Origin of the sequence: Phaeobacter sp. NW0010-22 (assembly GCF_040365955.1) — a bacterium.
Taxonomy (GTDB): Bacteria; Pseudomonadota; Alphaproteobacteria; order Rhodobacterales; family Rhodobacteraceae; genus OMPR01.
On the sequence record NZ_BAABWT010000002.1, the window covers coordinates 479,490 to 501,752 of the forward strand.

The following is a 22,263-nucleotide window of genomic DNA, read 5'->3' on the forward strand; positions in this document are numbered from 1 at the left end:
AATACATATGTGTACGAGCGTCAGATCAGTTCACGCTTTTCGATGCAGAAGCCGTAAAATGTGGTCAGAATGCTCAAGCTCACCATAGTAATCAGCCAATTCGAGACAAGTTGAAGAAGTTGACCGAGTAAAAGTGAGAAAGACCCAAGAAAACCAGCAATGAACCCAGTGCCAAAGCCGAAAGCAGCAATCAGAAAAAGTGTCACGATCAATGCCAAACCAACCGATTGTGTCGCACGCCAAGATTCGCCAAATGTAATGGGATTTCCAATTGTGCTTGCAGGAAGCACAAGAGCAATGCGCTGAACCACCCAAAGCATGAAAATCGCCCCGATACCAAATACCACCAGCCCTATCGGAGAAAAATCAGGACCACCGAATCCCCCGAAAAGAGCCATAAGACCCCCCAAAACTCCAAACGCAGCCACAAAAATAAGAGCCAGCAAAAGACCCCAGCCGAAATAGGCCAATATACGCGACCCGTTGAAGGCAGGAAGCACACTGTCCGGAAACTCTTCTAACAAGCAATAACGGTGCCACGAAACTGCGACCCAAAGCGCGGCTATGTAGCTAAACACAAAGAAAACTACCAAACTCCCGTAAGCGTCAGTTTCTCCCGTGGTAAATTCAGCCCCATAAGTGATGGTCAGGACAACTCCTAAGAGTGACGTGGCAATAACCGGCGAGGACACACGCAAAGTGGTGCTAATATCACTGAAAACCATGCGGAGAGAATGTACAAAAATCTTCCAAGCCAACATCAAAACAGCCCCCTTCAACCATTACTTGTTTTCACCACATATGTTTCACCTCAAATCTTATGCCGCGTCAATCCTCACAACTTGCCCCCGGACACAAAACCGGTTAGGGGCCAAGCGTCATACGTTTAAGGGGAAATGCCGATGTCCGCGCCCAAGAAAGTTGTCCTGGCCTATTCCGGTGGTCTTGATACCTCTATCATCCTGAAATGGTTGCAGACCGAGTACGGTTGCGAAGTTGTAACCTTTACCGCTGACCTTGGTCAGGGCGAAGAGCTGGAGCCGGCCCGCCACAAGGCCGAACTGTTGGGCATCGCGCCTGAAAATATCTATATCGAAGACGTCCGCGAAGAGTTCGTACGCGATTTCGTGTTCCCAATGTTCCGCGCCAATGCAGTTTACGAAGGTCTGTACCTGCTGGGCACGTCGATCGCACGCCCGCTGATTTCCAAACGCCTTGTTGAAATCGCTGAAGCCACTGGTGCCGATGCCGTCGCGCACGGTGCTACCGGCAAAGGCAACGATCAGGTTCGTTTCGAACTGGCCGCCTATGCGCTGAACCCAGATATCAAAGTGATCGCTCCATGGCGTGAATGGGATCTGACCAGCCGGACCCGCCTGTTGGAGTTTGCAGAGCAGAACCAGATCCCGGTTGCCAAAGACAAACGCGGCGAGGCACCATTCTCGGTCGATGCCAATCTGCTGCACACCTCGTCCGAGGGCAAAGTACTCGAAGATCCGGCAGTCGAAGCACCGGATTATGTCTATCAGCGCACTGTTCATCCTGAAGACGCGCCAAACGAACCCGAATTTATCGAGATCGGATTCGAAAAAGGCGACGCCGTCAGCATCAATGGCGAAGCGATGAGCCCAGCCACCATTCTGACCAAGCTGAATGAATACGGTGGTAAGCACGGCATCGGTCGTCTCGACCTCGTCGAAGGCCGTTTTGTTGGCATGAAATCGCGCGGCATCTATGAAACACCAGGCGGGACTGTTCTGCTCGAAGCGCACCGTGGCATTGAATCTATCACCATGGATCGTGGCGCAATGCACCTCAAAGACGAGCTGATGCCAAAATACGCAGAGCTGATCTATAACGGTTTCTGGTACTCGCCTGAACGTGAAATGCTGCAAGCGGCAATCGATGCCTCGCAGACCCACGTCACCGGCACCGTCCGCATCAAGCTCTACAAGGGTTCGGCCACTTGTGTTGGTCGCTGGTCCGAGCATTCGCTCTATTCCGAAGCTCACGTGACCTTCGAAGAAGACGCCGGTGCTTATGACCAAACCGATGCAGCAGGCTTTATCCAGCTGAACGCGCTGCGTCTGAAACTGCTGGCCGCACGCAACAAACGGGTCGGTTAAGCTCCTGCAACGTCACTGTTGCTGTATTCTGAATGCCCGCCTAGTCAGCTAGGTGGGCATTTTTATTGGAGAGCACAAAATGTTGCAGGAAATTGCGGATGGCATTCAAAAAGGTCTGAGCGAAAAGACCTTTGACGGTTCCTTGAAGTTCGACTGCGGTGATGATGGCGTTGTTGTCTTGGCCGACAATCAGGCCTCAATCGTGGATCGTGATACCGATTGCACCATCCGTATCAGCCAAGACAATCTAGTCAAATTGCTCACTGGTAAGCTGAACCCGATGACCGGCGTTGCCATGGGTAAGCTCAAAGTGACAGGCAATATGGGTGTAGCAATGAAGTTGGGGCAGTTGTTAGGTTAAACCCAAAACATCTGCACCCACCATTTCAACACCGTTTTCCGCTCAGTCCGATCAATCAGAAACTACAGCTTCAGCCTGGTCATCTTTTCATAGAACGGCAACGCAGCCTTCAACACAGGCTGCAAATGCTCGGGCACATCGGGCAGTGGTCCCTCGGCACCCGCAAAGCCGGAACTACGCCAAACCGCACCATACCAGTGAGAAGCCCAAACCCCGTCTTGGGGATGTCCTCCTTGTGGCCAATTCAGCATGTTGGGGGAAAATGCGATATCGATCGCCTCGCACAGGCGCTCTAACATTTCAGCGGGGTTATCGCGAATATCATGGCTGTCTATCACAACCGGATCACCACCCCATTCCAGCACTTCGTCAAACAATTCTGCCTGCTGTCGGAACCCAATATCATCTAATGTCGGGCTTTCCCTCTTGGCAGCATAGCTGGCAATCACCCGTGCGGGATGACGGATAAGAAACACATTCCGCACCTCTTTCATCCATGACCGTGAGATGCCCAGTATCATGTGCTGTGTCATGTGCTTTTGGTAATACAACGGTTTTTGCCCTGGATTAGAGCCACATATTTCAGAAATGACGTGATCCGGGTCTTGGGATTGACTGTCCAAAACATCCGCCCGCATTGGGTGATCAAATCCCGTCTTTTTCAGATAGGCCGCATAAAACGGTTCATCAATCACGGCGCAATCGCTACGCGCACCAAAGCTATACATCAGTGCCGTCGACAAGTTCCGTGGTCCAGACCACATTGCGATTTTCATTTCTGCTCTCTCTCCCTGAGACCGACCTTGGCGGCACGCTAATTCCTGTGCGCGGCAAGACCAAGGGATAAAATTCTCTCACCACTGCGTGAGATCCCATGACACCCGCTTGCTGATCCGGGAAATGGGCGGCACCCTGTGCGGAAAGGAGACACGCCATGACCTTTTCTGAAACCTTTAAGCCGGCAGCCCTGTTCTTTTTGCTGGTTCTCGCCGCAATGCTGCGCTGCCTTCCGGCGCATGCGGCTCCTACAGAAACCCTGACTGTTGCCGGGGGCTGCTTTTGGTGTGTTGAGTCTGATTTCGAAAGCGTCCCGGGAGTTATCGAAGCCGTATCTGGGTTCACCGGAGGAACCCTTGATAACCCGACATACAAACAGGTAACGGGTGGCAACACAGGTCACTATGAAGCGGTAGAGATCAGTTTTGATCCAGCCAAAGTTTCGCGTGAAACACTGCTTGCAATGTTCCTTCGTTCGGTCGACCCCACTGACGCTGGTGGACAGTTTTGTGATCGTGGTGACAGCTATCGCACTGCGATATTCGTCTCTAATGCGGGAGAAAAGGCCCTAGCAACACGAATCAAAACGCAAGCACAGGCCGATTTAGGTCAGACAATCGTAACTCCGGTCCTAAGCACATCAGAGTTTTATCCCGCCGAAGCCTATCATCAAGATTACTACAAAGGTTCAAAACTGGTCTTTACCCGCTTTGGCCCCAAACGCCAGAACAGCGCCTACAAAGCTTATCGCAAGGCTTGCGGGCGCGATGCACGTGTGAAGCAATTGTGGGGCAAAGATGCGCCTTTTACCGGTAGCTAAAGTTTCATTTCCCGGACATCTTTGAGGTCCGGGATAACATCAGCAGTGCCGCGTCGTGTCACCATAATAGCCGCGGCTCGCATTGCCTGAGAAATCGCCTGTGCCATAGGCATTCCGCGATCCATTCCAGCCAGAACATAGCCGGTAAATGTATCCCCAGCGCCAGTGGTGTCGACCACATCAACTTGAAACGCGGGAAAATCCTGCGCCTCATCCGTGTTCGTATCGAAAAACCGCGCGCCTTCGGCTCCTAAAGTGACGATGACTTGCGCGACAGGCAGTTTTGCCGCGGGCAACCCACTGGCTATTTCCAACTGCGTGGCTTCGACTTCGTTCACGATTAGGAAGTCCAAATAGGGCAGAACCGACTTAACAGCATCCGCATCAAAAGGTGCTGCAGCGTAACACACCTTCAATCCCAGCTCTCGGCCCAGCTTTGCCGCCTCGACTTGGCAATTGGTTTCATTCTGTAGAATCAAAATGTCACCTGTTTCAGCCTGCGACAGCGCCTGGCCTAACTGGTCAGTCGAAATAGCCTGATTTGCCCCTGGATAAAGCAGGATTTGGTTTTCGCCTGCAGCATCGACCGCAATAATTGCATGCCCTGTTGGTACGGAAAGCTCAGCAATATGGCGCGTGTCTACACCGTACTCAGTCAAGCGTTCGACAGCCCATTGTCCGTCGGCCCCAACAGCACCGATATGATGCACATGCGATCCCGCCCGCGCTCCAGCGACGGACATATTTGCACCCTTACCGCCCAGAAACTGAGATAGCTCCAGAGCGGCCAAGGTTTCCCCCGGTCCGGGTAAATGCGACACCGCATATACCATGTCCGCATTGATTGATCCGAGGTTCCAAATCGCCATAGCTTAGCCGATATCGCACGCGGCCATGATGGACATGTTCAGAATATCGTTCGCGGTCGAGCCCGTTGAACAGATCTGAATCGGCTTATCTACTCCTGACAAGATCGGACCGATAACCGTGGCACCGCCCATCTCTTGCATCAACTTGGTCGAGATGCTGGCCGAGTGACGCGCAGGTACGATCAAAATGTTCGCTGGCCCGGTTAAGCGCGAGAACGGATATGCCTCTTGCTGATTGGAATTCAGCGCCACATCGACAGTCATTTCACCCTCGTATTCGAAATCTACACCACGCCTGTCCAATACTTCGGGGGCGATATGCATTTTCTCGGCCCGTTCAGAAACCGGATATCCAAAGGTCGAAAAGCTAACAAACGCCACTCGCGGCTCAAGCCCCATATGCCGTGCAACGGCAGCAGCCCGCTCAGCAATATCAGCAAGATTGTTTTCATCTGGCCATTCATGAACCAACGTATCGCCAATCAGAACGATACGCCCCTTGTGCAACAACGCAGTTACACCAGCCGCGCCATGTGATGCATCCGCATCAAAGACATGGTTGACGCGATCCAGAACGTGCGCTGATTTACGCGTCGCCCCAGACACCAGACCATCACCGTGTCCATGCGCAAGCATCAACGCAGAAAAGACATGACGATCCCGTGCTGCCAGGCGATGGATATCCTTCCGGTCAAAACCTTTGCGCTGCAAACGCTCATACAAGAAACCCTTGTACGTTTCCAAATGCGGGGTGTTGGCCGCATTGACAACGGTCAGTTCTCGAACCGCATCTCCCAGACCGGCTGCCTCTAGCTTTTCTTTAACTTCATCAGGGCGACCAACAACCATCGCTTTGCCAAAACCAGATCGCTGATACATCACGGCTGCACGCAATACGCGTGGGTCATCACCTTCGGCAAAGATCATCCGGCTTTGCGCCGCACGTGCCCGTGCATTCAAACCACGCAAAATGCTCGCGGTTGGATCCATCCGCGATTTCAGGCTAAGTTCATACGCGTCCATATCAATGATCGGACGGCGTGCGGCGCCTGTATCCATCCCAGCACGCGCGACGGCAGGCGGTATACGATAGATCAAGCGCGGGTCAAACGGCGTTGGAATGATATAATCACGACCAAAGGTCAGCGATTTACCATAGGCCATTGCAACCTCGTCTGGCACATCTTCGCGCGCAAGCTGGGCGAGGGCATGCGCACAGGCGATCTTCATCTCGTCATTGATGGCGCGGGCATTGATATCCAAGGCACCACGAAACAGATACGGGAAACCCAACACGTTGTTCACTTGGTTCGGGTAATCCGAGCGACCTGTGGCAACAATTGCATCAACCCTAACTTCGTGGGCTTCTTCTGGTGTAATTTCAGGATCGGGGTTAGCCATTGCAAAGATCACAGGGTTGTCCGCCATTGATGCAACCATGGCCTGAGTCACGGCACCCTTGACGGAAACACCTAAAAAGACGTCAGCACTGTTCATCGCCTCTTCGAGGGTACGCAACTCTGTGGTGACAGCATGCGCCGATTTCCACTGGTTCATTCCTTCGGTACGGCCTTGATAAATAACACCTTTCGTGTCGCAAACGATACAGTGTTCGTGCCGTGCCCCCATCGATTTCAGCAATTCAATACAGGCAATCCCAGCAGCGCCCGCACCATTTAGGACGATTTTCACGTCCTCAATTTTTTTACCCGAAATCTCTAACGCGTTCAGCAAGCCCGCTGCACAAATCACGGCTGTACCGTGCTGGTCATCGTGAAAGACAGGAATATCCATCTCTTCTTTGAGACGTTGTTCAATGATAAAACATTCGGGTGCTTTGATGTCTTCCAGATTGATACCACCAAAGGTCGGCCCCATCAGCCTGACCGCGCGACAGAACTCATCTGGGTCTTCGGTGTCGAGTTCGATGTCGATCGAGTTCACATCAGCAAAGCGTTTAAACAGAACAGCCTTACCTTCCATCACCGGCTTAGAGCCCAAGGCACCCAAGTTTCCAAGACCAAGGACCGCCGTCCCGTTGGAAATCACCGCAACAAGATTGCCCTTGTTGGTATAGTCATACGCCAGCTCTGGGTTTTCGGCGATCGCTTCGCAAGGCACAGCAACACCGGGCGAATAAGCCAACGACAAATCCCGTTGAGTGGTCATCGGAACAGTTGCTGAAATCTCGAACTTACCAGGGGTAGGTTCAAGGTGAAAGGCGAGCGCTTCTTCGGCGGTAACTTTAGCTTTGGGCATGGATGATATGTACTTCTTGAATGCTGCGGGGCTTTACGCCTCTTACCTCAGCTTAGTCAAAGCCTCAACGACAATGCGATTTCGGCTTTCGCCCGACTGGACGGATTTGTAATGTCCCGCTCGGTCCAGTCGGAGTAAACACCTTGTCCAGCGTCACACCTATGATGGCACAGTACCTCGAAATCAAAGAGGCTCACGCCGATGCCCTGCTGTTTTACCGCATGGGTGATTTTTACGAGATGTTCTTTCAGGATGCGGTCAATGCCGCCGAAGCACTGGATATTGCCCTAACCAAACGGGGCAAGCATAACGGCGATGATATCCCTATGTGTGGCGTTCCCCATCACGCCGCCGAAGGATATTTTCTAACGCTTATCCGCAAAGGATTTCGCGTTGCGGTCTGCGAGCAAATGGAAAGCCCAGCCGAGGCAAAAAAGCGCGGGTCCAAATCCGTCGTCCGACGCGAAGTTGTACGTCTTGTCACCCCCGGTACCTTGACCGAAGATGCCCTGCTCGAAGCCCGTCGACACAATTTTCTGGCCGCGTATGCCGAGGTCCGCGACGAGGCGGCGCTTGCATGGGCAGACATTTCGACCGGGTCATTCCATGTGATGCCACTTGCTTCGGTTCGACTAAGCCCCGAACTGGCTCGTCTCGCCCCCTCGGAATTGATCGTTGCAGACAATGTTGAGCCCAAAATCTTCGAATTAGTGTCTGATTTGGGCATTCCACTTACCCCAGTCGGTCGATCCAGTTTCGACAGCACAGCGTCAGAAAAAAGGATCTGTGGGTTGTTCAATGTTGGCGCTTTGGACGCGTTCGGCAGCTTCAAACGCGCAGAAGTTTCCGCCATGGGCGCGTTGATTGACTATCTGGAGATCACGCAGAAGGGCAAATTGCCCTTGCTGCAAACCCCACTGAAAGAAGCCGAAGATCGTGTGGTTCAGATTGACGCTGCGACCAGACGAAATCTGGAACTAACACGGTCCCTCAGCGGGGGGCGTGCTGGGTCGTTATTGTCCGTCATTGACCGCACCGTGACCCCGGGTGGCGCCCGATTGTTAGAACAACGGATATCCAGCCCATCGCGAAGTCTTGACGCAATTCACGCTCGTCTTGATGCGGTCAGTTTTGCGATTGATCAAACTGTGATGACCAACGACCTGCGTGATGCGTTGCGCAGAACACCAGACCTAGACCGGGCACTGTCTCGGCTGTCCTTGGATCGGGGAGGGCCTCGCGATTTGGCTTCTATCCGCAACGGATTGGAACAAGCCGCCGCAATCTCCGGTCTTTGTGAAACTCTGGATATGCCACCTCTTTTAGGCACGGCTCTTCAGAATCTGGTCGGGTTCGAAGATCTGTCGGCATTGCTTGCTGCCTCACTGGTTGCCGAACCACCGCTATTGGCACGTGACGGTGGGTTCATCGCCACAGGCTATGATCCTGAACTGGATGAGGCCCGTCTGTTACGTGACGAAGGACGGTCTGTCATCGCCGGGTTCCAACAGAAATATGCAGAGCTCACCGGTATCACGTCGCTCAAGATCAAACACAACAACGTGCTGGGGTACTTTATCGAAACCACAGCGACGCACGCAGAAAAAATGCTGTCTGCTCCGTTTTCTGAAACCTTCATCCATCGCCAAACAACCGCCAATCAAGTGCGGTTCACTACCGTCGAGCTGAGCGAGATCGAGACCAAGATATTGAACGCTGGGAATCTGGCGTTGAGCATCGAAAAGCGGCTCTATTCCGTACTTTCTGACGCAATTTTGTTTCAAGCAGCGCACCTGAACGCTGCCGCGCGCGGTCTGGCAGAGTTGGATTTGACAGCCTCATTGGCGGACCTTGCTCGCGGGGATAATTGGTGCCTGCCCCGCGTCGACGACTCCCGTGCCTTTGACATCAGCGGTGGACGGCATCCGGTTGTCGAAAATGCGCTACGCCAGCAAAGTGGCGACTCCTTTGTTGCAAATGACTGTGTCCTGAACGCAGATCAAGGCGCGGCGATCTGGTTGCTGACCGGTCCTAACATGGCTGGTAAATCGACCTTCCTACGCCAAAACGCCTTGATTGCGCTGCTTGCCCAAATGGGCAGCTATGTTCCAGCAGAAAGCGCCCATATAGGCACGATCAGCCAGTTGTTCAGCCGTGTTGGGGCCTCGGACGATCTGGCGCGTGGGCGGTCAACTTTCATGGTCGAAATGGTCGAAACTGCGGCTATCCTGAACCAAGCAGATGATCGAGCCCTCGTCATTCTTGATGAAATCGGTCGCGGTACAGCTACTTATGACGGCCTATCGATAGCATGGGCCACGTTGGAGCACCTTCACGCCAGCAACAAATCCCGCGCCTTGTTCGCCACCCATTATCATGAACTGACTGCGCTTGCTGGCAAACTAAAAGGCGTAGAAAACGCGACTGTTGCGGTCAAGGAATGGGAAGGCGAGGTGATCTTCCTTCACGAGGTCCGCAAAGGCGCTGCAGATCGTTCATACGGTGTTCAAGTGGCCCAGCTTGCTGGACTGCCCGCAACTGTAGTTGAACGCGCGCGTGTGGTGCTGGAACAGCTGGAACAGAACGAACGCGAAGGTGGAAAGCAAAAGGCACTGATTGATGATCTGCCCTTGTTTTCGATCGCGCCCCCTGCCCCGGCACCCATTGCCAAAGCATCACCAGCAGTCGAATTGCTGGATACGATCCAACCAGATGACCTTAGCCCGCGTGATGCGCTGGATCTGATTTACAAATTGAAAGAGGCGGCCAAAACCTGACCGCCTCTTTAAGACTGTAACAAACTCCGCTTTATGCGGATGCGATTTAAGCCGCAGGTGTTGAAGACACCCCAACCTGCGCAGGACGCAGCAAGCGGTCGTGCAGCATGAAACCTTCGGCCGCGACCTGAATGATATCGCCCGCTCTGGTGCCAGGCACCGGCGCTTCGAACATCGCTTCGTGGAACTGCGGGTCAAAACGATCACCAACTTCTGGTGTCAGAACCGTAATACCGTGCTTTTCAAACACGCCAGCCAAAGCGCGCAAGGTCAACTCAACACCTTCGATCAGACCCGCAGACACTTCTTTTTGCTCATCAGAGGCGGCTTCGAGTGCGCGCTTCATATTGTCGTACACTGGCAACAAATCACGCGCCAACTTGGACCCGCCATACTGTTCTGCATCCCGGCGTGCTTTGTCGCCACGCTTGCGGGAATTCTCGGCATCAGCCAAAGCCCGCATGAAGCGGTCTTTTAGTTGGTCACGTTCCGCGCGCAGCTCTTCTACTTCCAGTGCCGCATCATCGATCTCAGCAAACTCTTCAGCCATTTCTTCGGCCTCGGCAGTGTCGATATCATCGAGAAAATTTTCGTTCTTGGGCTCAGCCATTTTTCACCTCTAACTCCGATCAGAAATCAACTTTCCAACCAGCTGCGCCGTGTAGTCCACAATCGGCACGATCCGTCCGTAATTCAGGCGCGTTGGTCCAATGACCCCAACCGCACCGATGATCTTTCGATCAGCGTTCATATAGGGAGACACGACCAGAGAGGAACCCGAAAGTGAAAAAAGTTTGTTCTCTGATCCAATAAAAATGCGCACACCCTCGCCATCCTCGGTCAACTCGAGAAATTCAGCGATATCACGTTTGCGTTCCAGGTCGTCAAAAAGGGTTCGAATACGGTCCAACTCATCTTCGGGTGCGGCGTCCCCCAATAGATTCGCCCGTCCCCGCACGATGAGTCGCTCTGAATCCTCGCCTTCACCATCCCAAACAGCCAATCCACTTTCGACCATCTCACCGGCAAGTACATCGATTTCCTGACGTCGCGCCAGAATTTCACGCTGAATTGTACTGCGCACTTCGCTAAGAGTTTTTCCTTCGATCAACGCATTCAGGAAGTTCGCCGCCTCGCGCATGGAACTGGGCGTTTGGCCTGGGGGCGGTGTAAACAACCGGTTTTCGACATGCCCGTCCGAGAACACCAAAACCACCAACGCCCTGTCATGGGCGAGCGACACGAACTCTATATGGCGGATTTCCGCCTCATGCTTTGGGGTTAGGACCAACGACGCCCCTTGGGTTACGCCAGATAAAGCCGCCCCAACCCGGTCCAACATACCGCCAACATCGCGTGAGTTATCACCAAGCGTCGCGTCGATCTTTTTGCGATCCGTCGCGTTCAAATCGCCAACCTCTAGCAGCCCATCCACGAACATCCGCAATCCCAACTGCGTTGGGACGCGACCCGCACTGACATGTGGGCTATCAAGCAATCCAAGATACTCAAGGTCTTGCATGACATTTCGAACTGTTGCCGCGCTCACCTTTTCGCTCAGGGTGCGGGTCAACGTGCGGCTGCCTACTGGCTCACCACTATCAATGTACGATTGCACGACCATGCGAAAAACTTCGCGCGAGCGATCGTTCATCTCTTCCAGAATTTTGCCAGCTTCCGACATATCAGGTCACCTTAAGTTCGTTTGCCATTAAAGTGCACTTGCAGCAAAGGTCAATCGGGCTTGCATCCCCGCCCCGCACGACGTTATCCCCAGCCTAGATAACAAAGGAAATCCCATGCGCCCCTCAGGACGAGAATTGAACCAAATGCGTGCCGTATCTTTCGAGACCGGCTTTACCAAACACGCCGAGGGCTCGTGCCTGATCAAAATGGGCGACACCCACGTTCTGTGCACTGCCACAATCGAAGATCGCGTGCCCCCGTTTATCAAAGGATCGGGTCTGGGTTGGGTCACAGCTGAGTACGGCATGCTGCCACGTGCAACCAACACCCGCATGCGCCGTGAAGCCGCCAGTGGTAAACAAGGCGGTCGCACCGTTGAGATCCAACGCCTCATCGGTCGTGCCCTGCGCGCTGGTGTGGATCGCGTCGCCTTGGGTGAGCGTCAGATCACCGTGGATTGTGACGTTCTGCAAGCAGATGGCGGCACCCGCTGCGCCTCGATCACTGGCGGTTGGGTTGCTCTGCGTCTGGCCGTAAACAAGCTAATGAAAGCTGGTGATGTAATTTCCGATCCTCTGGTGGATCCTGTCGCCGCTGTTTCCTGTGGTATCTATGCGGGTCAGCCCGTCTTGGATTTGGATTACCCCGAAGATTCCGAAGCCGGCGTTGATGGGAACTTCATCATGACGGGGTCCGGCAAGTTGATCGAAATCCAGATGAGCGCGGAAGGCTCTGTCTTTAGCCGTGATCAAATGAACCAGTTGATGGACCTTGCTGAAAAAGGCGTGGGCGAGCTGGCCGCGATGCAAAAGGCAGCCGCAGCATGATCCGCAAGTTCGAAGGCGAGACACTTGTTCTCGCCACGCACAACAAAGGTAAGCTTGAGGAGATGATACATCTTCTTGAGCCCTTTGGCGTCAAAGTGGTCGGAGCAAGCGATATGGATCTGCCCGAACCCGAAGAAACCGAAGATACATTTGTCGGCAATGCCCGGATCAAAGCACATGCCGCGGCCAAAGCAACCGGCCTACCCTGTCTTTCGGATGACTCAGGCATCACCATCGATGCATTGAACGGTGCGCCCGGTGTGTATACGGCCGATTGGGCAGAGACTGGAAATGGGCGTGACTTCGTCATGGCCATGACCCGCGCCCATACCGAGCTAGAGGCAGCAAACGCGCCACACCCACGTTTGGCTCAATTCCGCAGCACGCTTGTCATTGCATGGCCTGATGGTCATGACGAAGTCTTCGAAGGCGTTGCCCCAGGTAGCTTGACCTGGCCCATGCGTGGAAAAGATGGCTTTGGATACGATCCAATGTTTGTCCCTGACGGATATGACATTACATTCGCCGAGATGGACCGCTGGGAAAAAAACAAGATCAGCCATCGCGGAAAAGCGGTCGCTCAATTTGTAAAGGGCTGCTTTGACGGATGATTGGCGCCATGGGGGTTTTGGCCTCTACGTGCATTGGCCCTTTTGCGAGGCCAAATGCCCCTATTGTGACTTCAACAGCCATGTTGTCCGAAAAATCGACCAAAAGGCCTGGGTTAGAGCCTATATTTCGGAACTCGATAGGATCGCACTTGAAACCCCTAATCGGGTTCTGAACAGCATCTACTTCGGTGGCGGCACCCCATCCCTTATGGATCCAGATACAGTTGCCGTCGTCATCGAAGCTGCTCAATCTCACTGGTCCGGGGCAAACGACATAGAAATCACGCTTGAGGCGAACCCAAGTTCAGTCGAAGCAGGCAAGTTCCAAGGCTTTAAACAGGCTGGCGTGAACCGCATCTCGATGGGTATTCAAGCTCTCAATGATACGGACCTACGCCGATTGGGCCGCATCCATACAGTATCAGAAGCCCGAGCCGCTTTTGATATCGCTCGGTCCTGTTTTGATCGCGTCAGCTTTGATTTGATCTATGCCCGCCAAGAACAAACACTAGCGCAATGGCGAACCGAACTGACCTCCGCCCTCTCGATGGCAATCGATCACCTTTCGCTGTATCAACTAACCATCGAACAAGGCACGGCCTTCGCGGACAGATATGCGATAGGAAAATTGCGCGGCCTGCCCACAGATGACTCAGCCGCCGATATGTATCATGCGACACAAGACATCTGCGAAGCGCACGGTATGCCCGCCTACGAAGTCTCTAATCATGCCAAATTAGGGTCTGAATCAAGACACAACCTGATCTACTGGAATTATGGGGATTACATAGGTATTGGCCCCGGTGCTCATGCGCGGTTGACCCTAGGTGGAACTCGCTACGCGATCGAAGCCCCCTTAGCACCTCAACGTTGGTTGCAATTTGTCGATCAGGGATCCGGTGAAAAAACACGGACGGCCTTAGATCCACTAGAACATGCGGAAGAATACCTGATGATGGGGCTCCGTGTGAAAACAGGTCTAGATTTGGACAGGTACCAACGGATCCTTGGATCTGAACTCCCCAAGGAAAAAGTCGATCATCTTATCGAAATTGGCATGGTCGTTTTAGAGAACCACATGCTAAAAACTACAGAAGATGGTCGTGCTGTTTTGAACGCGGTAATTCGCCATTTACTCACGGATTAACCAATGAAGTATCTATGGACACTCTTAGGGTTGATGTGTGTGGGATTAGCCCTGATCGGCGTTGTTCTCCCTCTTCTCCCAACAGTCCCATTTTTATTATTGGCCGCATTCTTCTTCGCGAAATCATCCGAGCGACTGCATACTTGGTTGGTCACGCACCGCCTGTTTGGTCCAATGATCCTAGATTGGCAAAATTCGGGCGCTATTCGTCCGAAAGCTAAAAAGGCAGCTACCATTTCGATAGCTGCCGTTTTTCTATTTTCAGTGATCATGGGAGTGCCCTCTCATGTCATTGCCATTCAATTCATCGTCTTAGGTGGCGTTCTTACTTTTATCTGGACACGCCCTAGCGGCTAAGTTTAGCGCACAAATCATCGAGTTGATCCAGGTTTTCATAGGTCAAAGTCACCTGCCCCATTTCGGTTCCAGCCTTGTGATTGATTGCCACTTTCATCGCCAAGATCGCTGACAGATCCCGTTCAAGTGCTCTTGTATCTGCATCTTTTTCGCCAGTTGGCTTTGCCTTAGGCGTGGTATTTGCCGGTGTGTCAGGCTGCTGTTGGCGCTTTACCAGAGCTTCAGTCGCGCGGACAGACAAGCCATCACGAACGACGATCTTTGCCAACTCAGATGGGTTTTCAGACGTAATCAACGCACGGGCATGCCCTGCTGACAAATCCCCGGCGACAACGAGTTCTTGAACATCTTCGGGTAAAGAGAGTAACCGCAAAAGATTGGCAATGTGGCTACGACTTTTACCCAAAGCAGCAGCTAGCTTTTCCTGCGTATGACCAAACTTATCCATCAGTTGCCGAAAGCCCGCCGCCTCTTCCACAGCGTTTAAATCAGCACGTTGGATGTTCTCGATAATCGCTATCTCTAGAACTTCGGTGTCATCTAGCTCACGAACCAGAACAGGAACATCATGTAGCTGAGAAATTTGAGCTGCCCGCCAGCGCCGCTCTCCTGCTACAATTTCATAATCTCCACCTGAAATTGGCCTCACGATCAAAGGCTGAAGAATGCCCTTTTCTTTGATCGACGCCGCCAAATCATCCAAGTCCCCTTGATTAAAGGTTCGCCTAGGCTGATTAGGGTTAGCCTTCAATTTCTCGATTGGGACAGTTTGATCCGGTCGACGGGAAATGGATGGTTCCTGAATGCCTGAGTCTTGAGAAACATCAGCCATCAAAGCAGAGAGGCCACGGCCCAACCCACGCGGTTTTGAGTTTTTGGATGCCAATTCAGAGTCCTCCTAGTTGCTTAAGATACAACGTTCGTGTGTCTACTTAGCAGTTCTGCGGCAAGTTCGCGATAAGCAACCGCACCCATTGAGTTCGTATCATAGCTCAACACCGGTACTGCATATGACGGTGCTTCGCTAACACGTACGTTCCGTGGGATTTTAGTTTCAAATACGAGCTCACCCAAATTGTCTCGTGCATCCTTTTCAACCTGCTGAGAGAGGTTATTTCGCTTGTCGTACATCGTCAGAACAACTCCCTCGATCCTGAGATTTGGATTAGCTGTTTGACGTACTTCACGAATTGTAAGCATAAGTTGTGAAAGCCCTTCTAGTGCATAGAATTCACTTTGAAGAGGAACCAATACAGCATCAGAAGCTACCATCGCGTTGACAGTGAGCAAGTTCAAAGATGGAGGACAATCAATCAAAATGTAATCCCACCCATACCTATCCATCGCGGTTTGGCGTAGCGCATCATGTAACAGAAAGCTTCGTTTTTCGTTTGAAATCAACTCGATATCTGCAGAGCTCAAGTCAACCGTCGCGGGAATAATCGACAACCCCCGTATTTCAGTCTCTTGAATTACATCATTTATCGGCAGATCATCTACCAGCAGCTCATAGGTAGTGGCAGCCCGGTCCTCAATCCCCAACCCAGTTGACGCATTTCCCTGTGGATCTAGATCTACAATCAGAACTTTCAGGCCAGTTTCAACCAACGCAGATGCCAAATTTATTGCAGTTGTGGTCTTACCAACACCGCCTTTTTGATTTGCAACGGCGATAATTCTCGGTCCGTTTGGGCGTGAAAGATCAGGCAAGTTCAACTCCTTTGATCTTTAGTACAACTGCAGAGGGTTCTGTCACACTTTTAACTGCTTCAAAGTCAAAGTTCCATTCTTGCTTTGCCTCTTCGACTTCTTTTTTCCATGTTGCCCCCTTGGGGAACAATGCAATGCCAGTGGATTTCAGGTGTCTTTGTGAAAACTCCAAAAGCCTAGGAAGGTCCGACAAAGCACGTGCGGATAAGATATCGGCATCGAGTGGTTCTATATTCTCAATGCGATCAGCTATTACCGTGCCTACCGATCCAGTTTCACGCAATACCGTCCTGAGAAAGGCCGATTTTCGCTGGTCACTTTCAACAAGTGTAACGTTCAACCCGGGGTTTTCTACTGACGCTACTATTGCGACGATCACTCCTGGGAAACCGCCGCCGCTTCCCAGGTCAACCCAATGTCCGCTGGCGTTTAAGCACCTGTAGACCTGAAGAGAATCTGATATATGCCGAACCCACACATCAGTTAAGCTCTTCCGAGAAACTAAATTTATTTTGGGATTCCACTTTTTCAGAAGTTCATCAAATGCTTCCAATTTTTCGAATGTTTCACGTGAAACATCCAAGTTATCTGCGGTGATATTCACTGTCGTCTCCGAACTTTTTCAGACTTTCGGATGTGTGCTAGCAAGAGCGTCAAGGCCGCAGGAGTTACACCTTCAATCTTAGACGCTTGAGAGAGATTCCTAGGTCGATGGTGTTCCATCTTTGTTTTTAGCTCATTAGATAGGCTGGACAAAGCGGAGTAATCGAAATCAGGTGGGATTTCTATGCCCTCATCACGCTTCATCGCCAATATATCCCGGGCCTGCCGTTCAATATAGTGAGAATATAGTGCATCTCGCTCTATTTGACGGCGGGTCTCTGGGTCAACATCGGCAAGACGTGGGATTAGTCGCAGAATGTCTTCGAATTGAACATCCGGGAAAGCTAAGATAGCTAAGCCATCTCTGCGGCTTCCATCCTGGCTTACTGATATCCCAACATCTTGAATTTGTTTTGGAGTAAAGCTTTGACTGTTCAGACAATGAGTCACGCCCTTGAGCTTCTCTATCTTAGCAGACGCAACTCCCTGACGCGGTTGTTCAATACACCCAAGAGACAAACCGAAATCAGTTAACCTCTGGTCGGCATTATCAGCACGAAGGGAAAGTCGGAACTCAGCACGTGAAGTGAACATTCGATATGGCTCAGAAACACCTCGTGTCGTAAGATCATTGATCATTACCCCGATATAGCTCGAAGATCTCTCAAACATCGGCGGTTCCTGTCCCCTAAGAGAGCGCACTGCGCTTAACCCAGCTACCAAGCCTTGAGCTGCTGCCTCTTCATATCCGGTCGTTCCGTTGATCTGACCGGCTAGGTAGAGGCCGGAAATCCGGTCTAGCTCTAGGTTTCCACTTAAAACTCGCGGATCGATGTAGTCATATTCGATTGCATACCCAGGTTGCAGAATTTCGACTTTCTCCAAACCTGAAATGGATCGTACATATTTCTTCTGGATCTCAAGAGGAAGTGATGTAGAAATCCCGTTTGGGTATACAGTCGTGTCATCAATTCCTTCCGGCTCCAGAAAAATCTGATGAGAAGTCTTGTCGGAGAATCTCACAATTTTGTCTTCGATAGACGGACAATATCGAGGTCCGACGCCCTCTACATGTCCGCCATACATCGCTGATTTTTCGAGATTTTCCTTGATTATCTCGTGTGTATGTTCGTTTGTGTGCGTGATCGAACATGAGATTTGTGGCGTACTGGTTGCTTTCGTCATGAAAGAAAAGAACGTCGGTGTGTCGTCACCCTTTTGTTTTTCTAGACCTTCCCACTTTATCGTTTTTCCATCCAGACGAGGCGGTGTACCTGTTTTCAAGCGCCCTAAAGGCAAGTCCAGATCTTCAAGCCTCTTCGCCAGACGAATAGAGGGTTTATCCCCCATTCGGCCTCCGCTATTGGATTCAGATCCAATTAGTATCTTGCCTCTTAGAAAAGTGCCCGATGTGAGGATTACTTTAAGTGAAGAAATCTCATCACCATTAGCAAGGATTACTCCTGCGACTTTACTATCCTTAACACCTATATCAATCACTTCACCTTCAATTACATGTAGGTTTGATCGGGACATTGTCTCTTGAAGCATATGTTTATGATATAATTTGCGATCTGCTTGGGTGCGCGGTCCTTGGACTGCTGGCCCTTTGCGTCTGTTCAGAAGGCGAAATTGTATTCCAGACGCATCGGCAACACGTCCCATTACGCCATCCAACGCGTCTATTTCTCGGACCAAATGACCTTTACCAAGACCACCTATAGCTGGGTTACAGGACAACACCCCAATGTCATTTTTACTGAACGTAACCAGCGCGGTCTTGGCGCCCATTCGTGCAGACGCGTGTGCCGCCTCGGTGCCAGCATGTCCGGCACCAATAACTATTACATCAAAGTCTGAATGTTTCACGTGAAACACTCCCTATTTTCCAAGACAGAAACTCGCGAAAATTTCGTCCAACAAGTTCTCAACATCGACCCGACCCACCAAGGCTTCCAAGGATCTGATGGCGGTGTGAAGTTCTTCTGCCGCTATATCATACATATCCGGCCCAGAATTCAAAACAGCCCTACACTCTGTCATTGATTGCAACGCATACAGCATGGAAGTTCTGTGTCTTTCTCTCGTTGCTGTACCTGCACCCATACTGCGTTCAGACAAGATATCAGACACAGATGTTACAAGTTCAGACACCCCTACCCCTGTCTTTCCTGAGATCGCGCCATCTACACAGCTCCGCTCATCTGCTTTTGGAAGTATATGAATATCATCGCGTTGACGTTGCACGTCTACTGTTTTGATATCTTCAACCAAAAACACCCGCAAATCCGCTGCCTCTGCCCGTCTTCGGGCAAGAGCGATTCCCATACCTTCGACAACGTCTTCGGTTTCGCGAATACCAGCAGTATCCAACAATGTCACAGGCAATCCAGAAAGGTCCATTCGAACCTCAATCACATCTCTCGTCGTGCCAGCATATTCGGATGTTATCGCTGCATCCCGACCAGCTAAGGCATTCAACAAAGTAGATTTTCCGACATTTGGTGGGCCAACGATTGCAACCTCAAATCCCGTACGAATCCGTTCTGCAATACCTACACCAGAAACTTCTTTTTCTAGATCATCCATCACAGAAGCCATCAAATCCAACACCTCGGGTGTCACATCAACGGGAACATCTTCATCTGCAAAATCAATCACGGCTTCTAACAAGGACGCCGCACGAATCAAATCTTTGCGCCAGCGATCAGCCAACCTACCCAAGTCACCGGCCAAAACCTTTTGCGCTTGCTTACGCTGTGCTTCGGTTTCAGCCTCGATAAGGTCAGCCAACCCTTCAACCTGGGCCAGATCAAGCTTACCGTTTTCTAGGGCACGGCGGGTGAATTCACCTGGCTCTGCCAAACGTAGATCATCAATATCAGACAAAGCACGAAGCACTGCATTTACTGTTGCAACACTTCCATGTATTTGAAATTCAACAACATTTTCACCGGTAAAACTGGCTGGCGCTGCAAATGTTAGGACAAGCGCATCGTCCAGCCTGTTGTCATCAGACCCACGCAAACACCGTAGCGTCATACCACGATCTTGTAACGGACAACCACACAGTTGTTCAGCTGCAGACTTAGACCGTGGTCCGGATACCCGGATCACGGCTACGCCAGCTTTCCCTTGCGCACTGGCCAAGGCGAATATTGTATCCATTCGAAGGCCCCGAGATTTTAGCCTGAATTTATGTGTTCATCGAGTCGAAGAAATCACCATTCGATTTGGTTTGCTTCAACTTGGACATTAAGAATTCAATCGCGTCTGTGGTGCCCATCGGATTAAGAATACGGCGCAGCACAAACGTCTTAGCAAGATCCCCTTTGTCGACCAACAGTTCTTCCTTACGTGTTCCAGATTTAAGAATGTCGATAGCTGGGAACACTCGTTTATCAGCGATCTTACGATCCAGAACAATTTCTGAGTTACCAGTCCCTTTGAATTCTTCAAAGATTACCTCGTCCATACGTGAGCCGGTATCAATCAGAGCAGTGGCGATAATTGTCAACGATCCACCCTCTTCGATATTCCGGGCCGCACCAAAGAATCGTTTGGGACGCTGCAGAGCGTTTGCATCAACACCACCGGTCAGAACTTTACCCGAAGATGGCACTACGGTGTTGAATGCTCTACCAAGTCTTGTGATCGAATCAAGAAGGATCACAACATCTCGTTTATGCTCGACAAGGCGCTTCGCTTTTTCGATAACCATCTCAGACACAGCAACGTGGCGTGTGGCAGGCTCGTCAAAGGTCGACGACACAACCTCTCCCTTAACCGAACGCTGCATGTCCGTAACTTCTTCGGGCCGTTCGTCGATCAACAGAACGATCAAATAGCACTCGGGGTGGTTTTTCTCGATCGAGTTCGCAATGTTCTGCAAAATCACTGTTTTACCAGTCCGCGGCGGCGCCACGATCAAGGATCGCTGACCCTTACCAATTGGTGACACCAGATCGATCACACGTGCTGATTTATCTTTGATCGTTGGATCTTCGACTTCCATCTTAAGCCGCTCATCAGGATAGAGCGGTGTCAGGTTATCGAATGCAATCTTATGACGCGCTCTTTCAGGGTCTTCAAAGTTGATTTTGGTCACGTTGGTCAAAGCGAAATAGCGCTCTGTGTCCATAGGTGCTTTCATCTGACCTTCGACCGTGTCACCGGTGCGCAGCGAATACTGGCGGATCATGTCAGGCGAAACATAGATGTCATCTGGACCCGGCAAATAATTTGCTTCAGGAGACCGCAAAAAGCCGAAACCATCCTGCAGCACCTCAAGAACGCCATCGCCGCCTACAGCCCATCCCTCATCCGCGCGTTCGCGCAGAATTTGGAACATGATCTCACCCTTGCGCATCGTGGATGCATTTTCGATTTCCAAGTCTTCTGCCATGGAAAGCAGGTTCTTGGGGGTTTGCGCCTTGAGATCAGCAAGGTTCAGGGATTCAGTTGTCATGGATATACGACCTTTGTGCGCCAGTAGCGCGTCACAGACATTCAAAAATGGAATACACTTCGCCCAGGACGGGCGTGTTGGCGGTTACATAGGCGAGCTGAACGTCTGAGTCAAATATCACTCAGAATTTCAGAATGACCGATAGGACAATGATGATCATCAAAACGGTCGGAACCTCGTTCATGAGGCGGTACTGACGGCCTGACAGAGTATTCTGACCCGCAACAAAGTCTTTGTGGCGCTTGGCGAGCCAAATATGGAACCCTGTCATAGCTATTACCCCTGCGCCCTTGGTCCAAGGCCAGAAATAGTTCCAATCAACAATCCCAGGCGTTGCCACGATGATCAGGCCACAGACCCAAGCGACGATCATTGCTGGTCTCATAATGATATAAAGCAGCTTTCCCTGCATCATTGTAAAGATTTCTGATGCACCTTCGACTGACTGTGCCTGCTCAACATGATGAACAAACAATCTGGGCAAATAGAACAGTCCAGCCATCCAAGACAGAACCGCCATGATGTGCAGTGACTTTACCCAAGGGTACAGCGTGAAGAGTAAATCCGTCATGTGATCCTCGCGGTGTCAGGGAGTCCTTATTAAATAAATATAAGAAGAGAAAGGATGATGGTTTTGTAGGGAGGATAATTTTCGTGGATAATTATGTTACCCAAGCGCTTATCCCCATGAGGGTAAATCCATCTCGGTTCACACACATGTTTGGAATTTTTGAATTTAGTTATTTGAAATCAATGTCTTAATATTGATGTATGTGAGCGCATTTTGGGGATAACTTGTTGATGGAGTGTGAGTCTGTGAGTTATTCTAAGTTTTAAAGTTATCCTTACCCCAAAAGGATAGAGC

The 22,263-nt window shown here is 51.2% G+C and carries 21 protein-coding genes; 8 read left to right on the forward strand and 13 right to left on the reverse strand.

All coding sequences use genetic code 11. The features are described 5' to 3' along the window. Nucleotides 1-20: 20 nt before the first annotated feature. On the reverse strand, nt 21-761 hold the full coding sequence (locus ABWV33_RS06585; RefSeq protein ID WP_353329541.1) for a hypothetical protein: 741 nt from the start codon (nt 759-761) through the stop codon (nt 21-23). 141 nt (nt 762-902) lie between these two features. Here ABWV33_RS06585 and ABWV33_RS06590 point away from each other — a divergent pair, with 141 nt between their 5' ends. Together ABWV33_RS06590 and ABWV33_RS06595 are read left to right on the forward strand one after the other, a co-directional pair. Next, a complete protein-coding gene (locus tag ABWV33_RS06590) occupies nt 903-2,126 on the forward strand; it encodes an argininosuccinate synthase (RefSeq protein ID WP_113824023.1) in 1,224 nt (407 codons plus the stop codon). Nucleotides 2,127-2,205: 79 nt separating this feature from the next. Then, nucleotides 2,206-2,487, forward strand: coding sequence for an SCP2 sterol-binding domain-containing protein (locus ABWV33_RS06595; RefSeq protein ID WP_353329542.1), 282 nt, complete (start codon nt 2,206-2,208; stop codon nt 2,485-2,487). Between the two features lie 62 nt (nt 2,488-2,549). Here ABWV33_RS06595 and ABWV33_RS06600 read toward each other — a convergent pair whose 3' ends face one another. Next, entirely contained in the window at nt 2,550-3,263 is a 714-nt protein-coding gene (locus tag ABWV33_RS06600) for a sulfotransferase-like domain-containing protein (RefSeq protein ID WP_353329543.1), read from the reverse strand. A 158-nt stretch (nt 3,264-3,421) separates the two neighbouring features. Here ABWV33_RS06600 and msrA point away from each other — a divergent pair, with 158 nt between their 5' ends. Continuing rightward, complete coding sequence (msrA, locus tag ABWV33_RS06605; RefSeq protein WP_353329544.1) at nt 3,422-4,084, forward strand: peptide-methionine (S)-S-oxide reductase MsrA; 663 nt, start codon at nt 3,422-3,424, stop codon at nt 4,082-4,084. On the opposite strand, the gene ABWV33_RS06610 is transcribed toward msrA, so the two are convergent. Continuing rightward, complete coding sequence (locus ABWV33_RS06610) at nt 4,081-4,953, reverse strand: ribokinase (RefSeq protein WP_353329545.1); 873 nt, start codon at nt 4,951-4,953, stop codon at nt 4,081-4,083. The two genes, msrA and ABWV33_RS06610, sit on opposite strands and share 4 nt — an antisense overlap. Nucleotides 4,954-4,956: 3 nt before the next feature. Continuing rightward, entirely contained in the window at nt 4,957-7,212 is a 2,256-nt protein-coding gene (locus ABWV33_RS06615) for an NADP-dependent malic enzyme (protein ID WP_353329546.1), read from the reverse strand. Nucleotides 7,213-7,373: 161 nt separating this feature from the next. On the opposite strand from ABWV33_RS06615, the gene mutS reads away from it, so the two are divergent. After that, nucleotides 7,374-9,989 (forward strand): DNA mismatch repair protein MutS, encoded by a 2,616-nt coding sequence (mutS, locus tag ABWV33_RS06620; RefSeq protein ID WP_353329627.1) that lies wholly within the window; start codon nt 7,374-7,376, stop codon nt 9,987-9,989. Nucleotides 9,990-10,035: 46 nt separating this feature from the next. On the opposite strand, the gene ABWV33_RS06625 is transcribed toward mutS, so the two are convergent. Together ABWV33_RS06625 and hrcA are read right to left on the reverse strand one after the other, a co-directional pair. Further along, nucleotides 10,036-10,599 carry a nucleotide exchange factor GrpE gene (locus ABWV33_RS06625; RefSeq protein ID WP_113824030.1) on the reverse strand — a complete coding sequence of 188 codons (564 nt, stop codon included), beginning with the start codon at nt 10,597-10,599 and terminating at the stop codon, nt 10,036-10,038. 9 nt (nt 10,600-10,608) lie between these two features. Beyond that, nucleotides 10,609-11,673, reverse strand: coding sequence for a heat-inducible transcriptional repressor HrcA (hrcA, locus tag ABWV33_RS06630; protein ID WP_353329547.1), 1,065 nt, complete (start codon nt 11,671-11,673; stop codon nt 10,609-10,611). A 115-nt stretch (nt 11,674-11,788) separates the two neighbouring features. Between hrcA and rph the strand changes: the two genes are divergently transcribed. The 4 genes from rph to ABWV33_RS06650 are packed head-to-tail and all read left to right on the forward strand — an operon-like array spanning nt 11,789 to nt 14,617. Next, nucleotides 11,789-12,502 (forward strand): ribonuclease PH, encoded by a 714-nt coding sequence (gene rph / locus ABWV33_RS06635; protein WP_113824032.1) that lies wholly within the window; start codon nt 11,789-11,791, stop codon nt 12,500-12,502. Then, complete coding sequence (gene rdgB, locus ABWV33_RS06640) at nt 12,499-13,113, forward strand: RdgB/HAM1 family non-canonical purine NTP pyrophosphatase (RefSeq protein WP_353329548.1); 615 nt, start codon at nt 12,499-12,501, stop codon at nt 13,111-13,113. Before rph ends, rdgB begins: the two co-directional genes overlap by 4 nt. After that, complete coding sequence (gene hemW, locus ABWV33_RS06645; protein ID WP_353329549.1) at nt 13,103-14,260, forward strand: radical SAM family heme chaperone HemW; 1,158 nt, start codon at nt 13,103-13,105, stop codon at nt 14,258-14,260. The genes rdgB and hemW overlap by 11 nt, the downstream gene beginning before the upstream one ends. Before the next feature lie 3 nt (nt 14,261-14,263). Next, on the forward strand, nt 14,264-14,617 hold the full coding sequence (locus tag ABWV33_RS06650) for a YbaN family protein (RefSeq protein ID WP_353329550.1): 354 nt from the start codon (nt 14,264-14,266) through the stop codon (nt 14,615-14,617). On the opposite strand, the gene ABWV33_RS06655 is transcribed toward ABWV33_RS06650, so the two are convergent. The 7 genes from ABWV33_RS06655 to ABWV33_RS06685 all read right to left on the reverse strand — a co-directional run bounded on the left by ABWV33_RS06655 (nt 14,607) and on the right by ABWV33_RS06685 (nt 21,969). Then, nucleotides 14,607-15,503: a ParB/RepB/Spo0J family partition protein gene (locus ABWV33_RS06655; protein ID WP_113824036.1), complete on the reverse strand. Its 897-nt coding sequence runs from the start codon at nt 15,501-15,503 to the stop codon at nt 14,607-14,609. The genes ABWV33_RS06650 and ABWV33_RS06655 overlap by 11 nt on opposite strands. A gap of 20 nt (nt 15,504-15,523) precedes the next feature. Next, nucleotides 15,524-16,327: a ParA family protein gene (locus ABWV33_RS06660; protein WP_113824037.1), complete on the reverse strand. Its 804-nt coding sequence runs from the start codon at nt 16,325-16,327 to the stop codon at nt 15,524-15,526. Then, nucleotides 16,320-16,931, reverse strand: a complete 612-nt coding sequence (rsmG, locus tag ABWV33_RS06665) for a 16S rRNA (guanine(527)-N(7))-methyltransferase RsmG (RefSeq protein WP_353329551.1) — start codon at nt 16,929-16,931, stop codon at nt 16,320-16,322. Before rsmG ends, ABWV33_RS06660 begins: the two co-directional genes overlap by 8 nt. After that, a complete protein-coding gene (gene mnmG / locus ABWV33_RS06670; protein WP_353329552.1) occupies nt 16,928-18,799 on the reverse strand; it encodes a tRNA uridine-5-carboxymethylaminomethyl(34) synthesis enzyme MnmG in 1,872 nt (623 codons plus the stop codon). Before mnmG ends, rsmG begins: the two co-directional genes overlap by 4 nt. Before the next feature lie 12 nt (nt 18,800-18,811). Further along, complete coding sequence (gene mnmE, locus ABWV33_RS06675) at nt 18,812-20,098, reverse strand: tRNA uridine-5-carboxymethylaminomethyl(34) synthesis GTPase MnmE (RefSeq protein WP_353329553.1); 1,287 nt, start codon at nt 20,096-20,098, stop codon at nt 18,812-18,814. A gap of 28 nt (nt 20,099-20,126) precedes the next feature. After that, on the reverse strand, nt 20,127-21,398 hold the full coding sequence (gene rho, locus ABWV33_RS06680; RefSeq protein ID WP_113823826.1) for a transcription termination factor Rho: 1,272 nt from the start codon (nt 21,396-21,398) through the stop codon (nt 20,127-20,129). Between the two features lie 121 nt (nt 21,399-21,519). Next, nucleotides 21,520-21,969 (reverse strand): CopD family protein, encoded by a 450-nt coding sequence (locus ABWV33_RS06685; RefSeq protein WP_353329554.1) that lies wholly within the window; start codon nt 21,967-21,969, stop codon nt 21,520-21,522. Nucleotides 21,970-22,263 lie beyond the last annotated feature (294 nt).

Bases quoted from the DNA above. Each gene is read 5' to 3' on its own strand.
- ABWV33_RS06595 (WP_353329542.1), top strand. From the start codon at position 2,206: ATGTTGCAGGAAATTGCGGATGGCATTCAAAAAGGTCTGAGCGAAAAG.
- ABWV33_RS06610 (WP_353329545.1), bottom strand. From the start codon at position 4,953: ATGGCGATTTGGAACCTCGGATCAATCAATGCGGACATGGTATATGCG.
- rho (WP_113823826.1), bottom strand. From the start codon at position 21,398: ATGACAACTGAATCCCTGAACCTTGCTGATCTCAAGGCGCAAACCCCC.
- ABWV33_RS06590 (WP_113824023.1), top strand. From the start codon at position 903: ATGTCCGCGCCCAAGAAAGTTGTCCTGGCCTATTCCGGTGGTCTTGAT.
- ABWV33_RS06615 (WP_353329546.1), bottom strand. From the start codon at position 7,212: ATGCCCAAAGCTAAAGTTACCGCCGAAGAAGCGCTCGCCTTTCACCTT.
- ABWV33_RS06685 (WP_353329554.1), bottom strand. From the start codon at position 21,969: ATGACGGATTTACTCTTCACGCTGTACCCTTGGGTAAAGTCACTGCAC.
- ABWV33_RS06600 (WP_353329543.1), bottom strand. From the start codon at position 3,263: ATGAAAATCGCAATGTGGTCTGGACCACGGAACTTGTCGACGGCACTG.
- rdgB (WP_353329548.1), top strand. From the start codon at position 12,499: ATGATCCGCAAGTTCGAAGGCGAGACACTTGTTCTCGCCACGCACAAC.
- rph (WP_113824032.1), top strand. From the start codon at position 11,789: ATGCGCCCCTCAGGACGAGAATTGAACCAAATGCGTGCCGTATCTTTC.
- ABWV33_RS06650 (WP_353329550.1), top strand. From the start codon at position 14,264: ATGAAGTATCTATGGACACTCTTAGGGTTGATGTGTGTGGGATTAGCC.
- msrA (WP_353329544.1), top strand. From the start codon at position 3,422: ATGACCTTTTCTGAAACCTTTAAGCCGGCAGCCCTGTTCTTTTTGCTG.
- ABWV33_RS06585 (WP_353329541.1), bottom strand. From the start codon at position 761: ATGTTGGCTTGGAAGATTTTTGTACATTCTCTCCGCATGGTTTTCAGT.
- mnmE (WP_353329553.1), bottom strand. From the start codon at position 20,098: ATGGATACAATATTCGCCTTGGCCAGTGCGCAAGGGAAAGCTGGCGTA.
- ABWV33_RS06625 (WP_113824030.1), bottom strand. From the start codon at position 10,599: ATGGCTGAGCCCAAGAACGAAAATTTTCTCGATGATATCGACACTGCC.
- mutS (WP_353329627.1), top strand. From the start codon at position 7,374: ATGATGGCACAGTACCTCGAAATCAAAGAGGCTCACGCCGATGCCCTG.
- hrcA (WP_353329547.1), bottom strand. From the start codon at position 11,673: ATGTCGGAAGCTGGCAAAATTCTGGAAGAGATGAACGATCGCTCGCGC.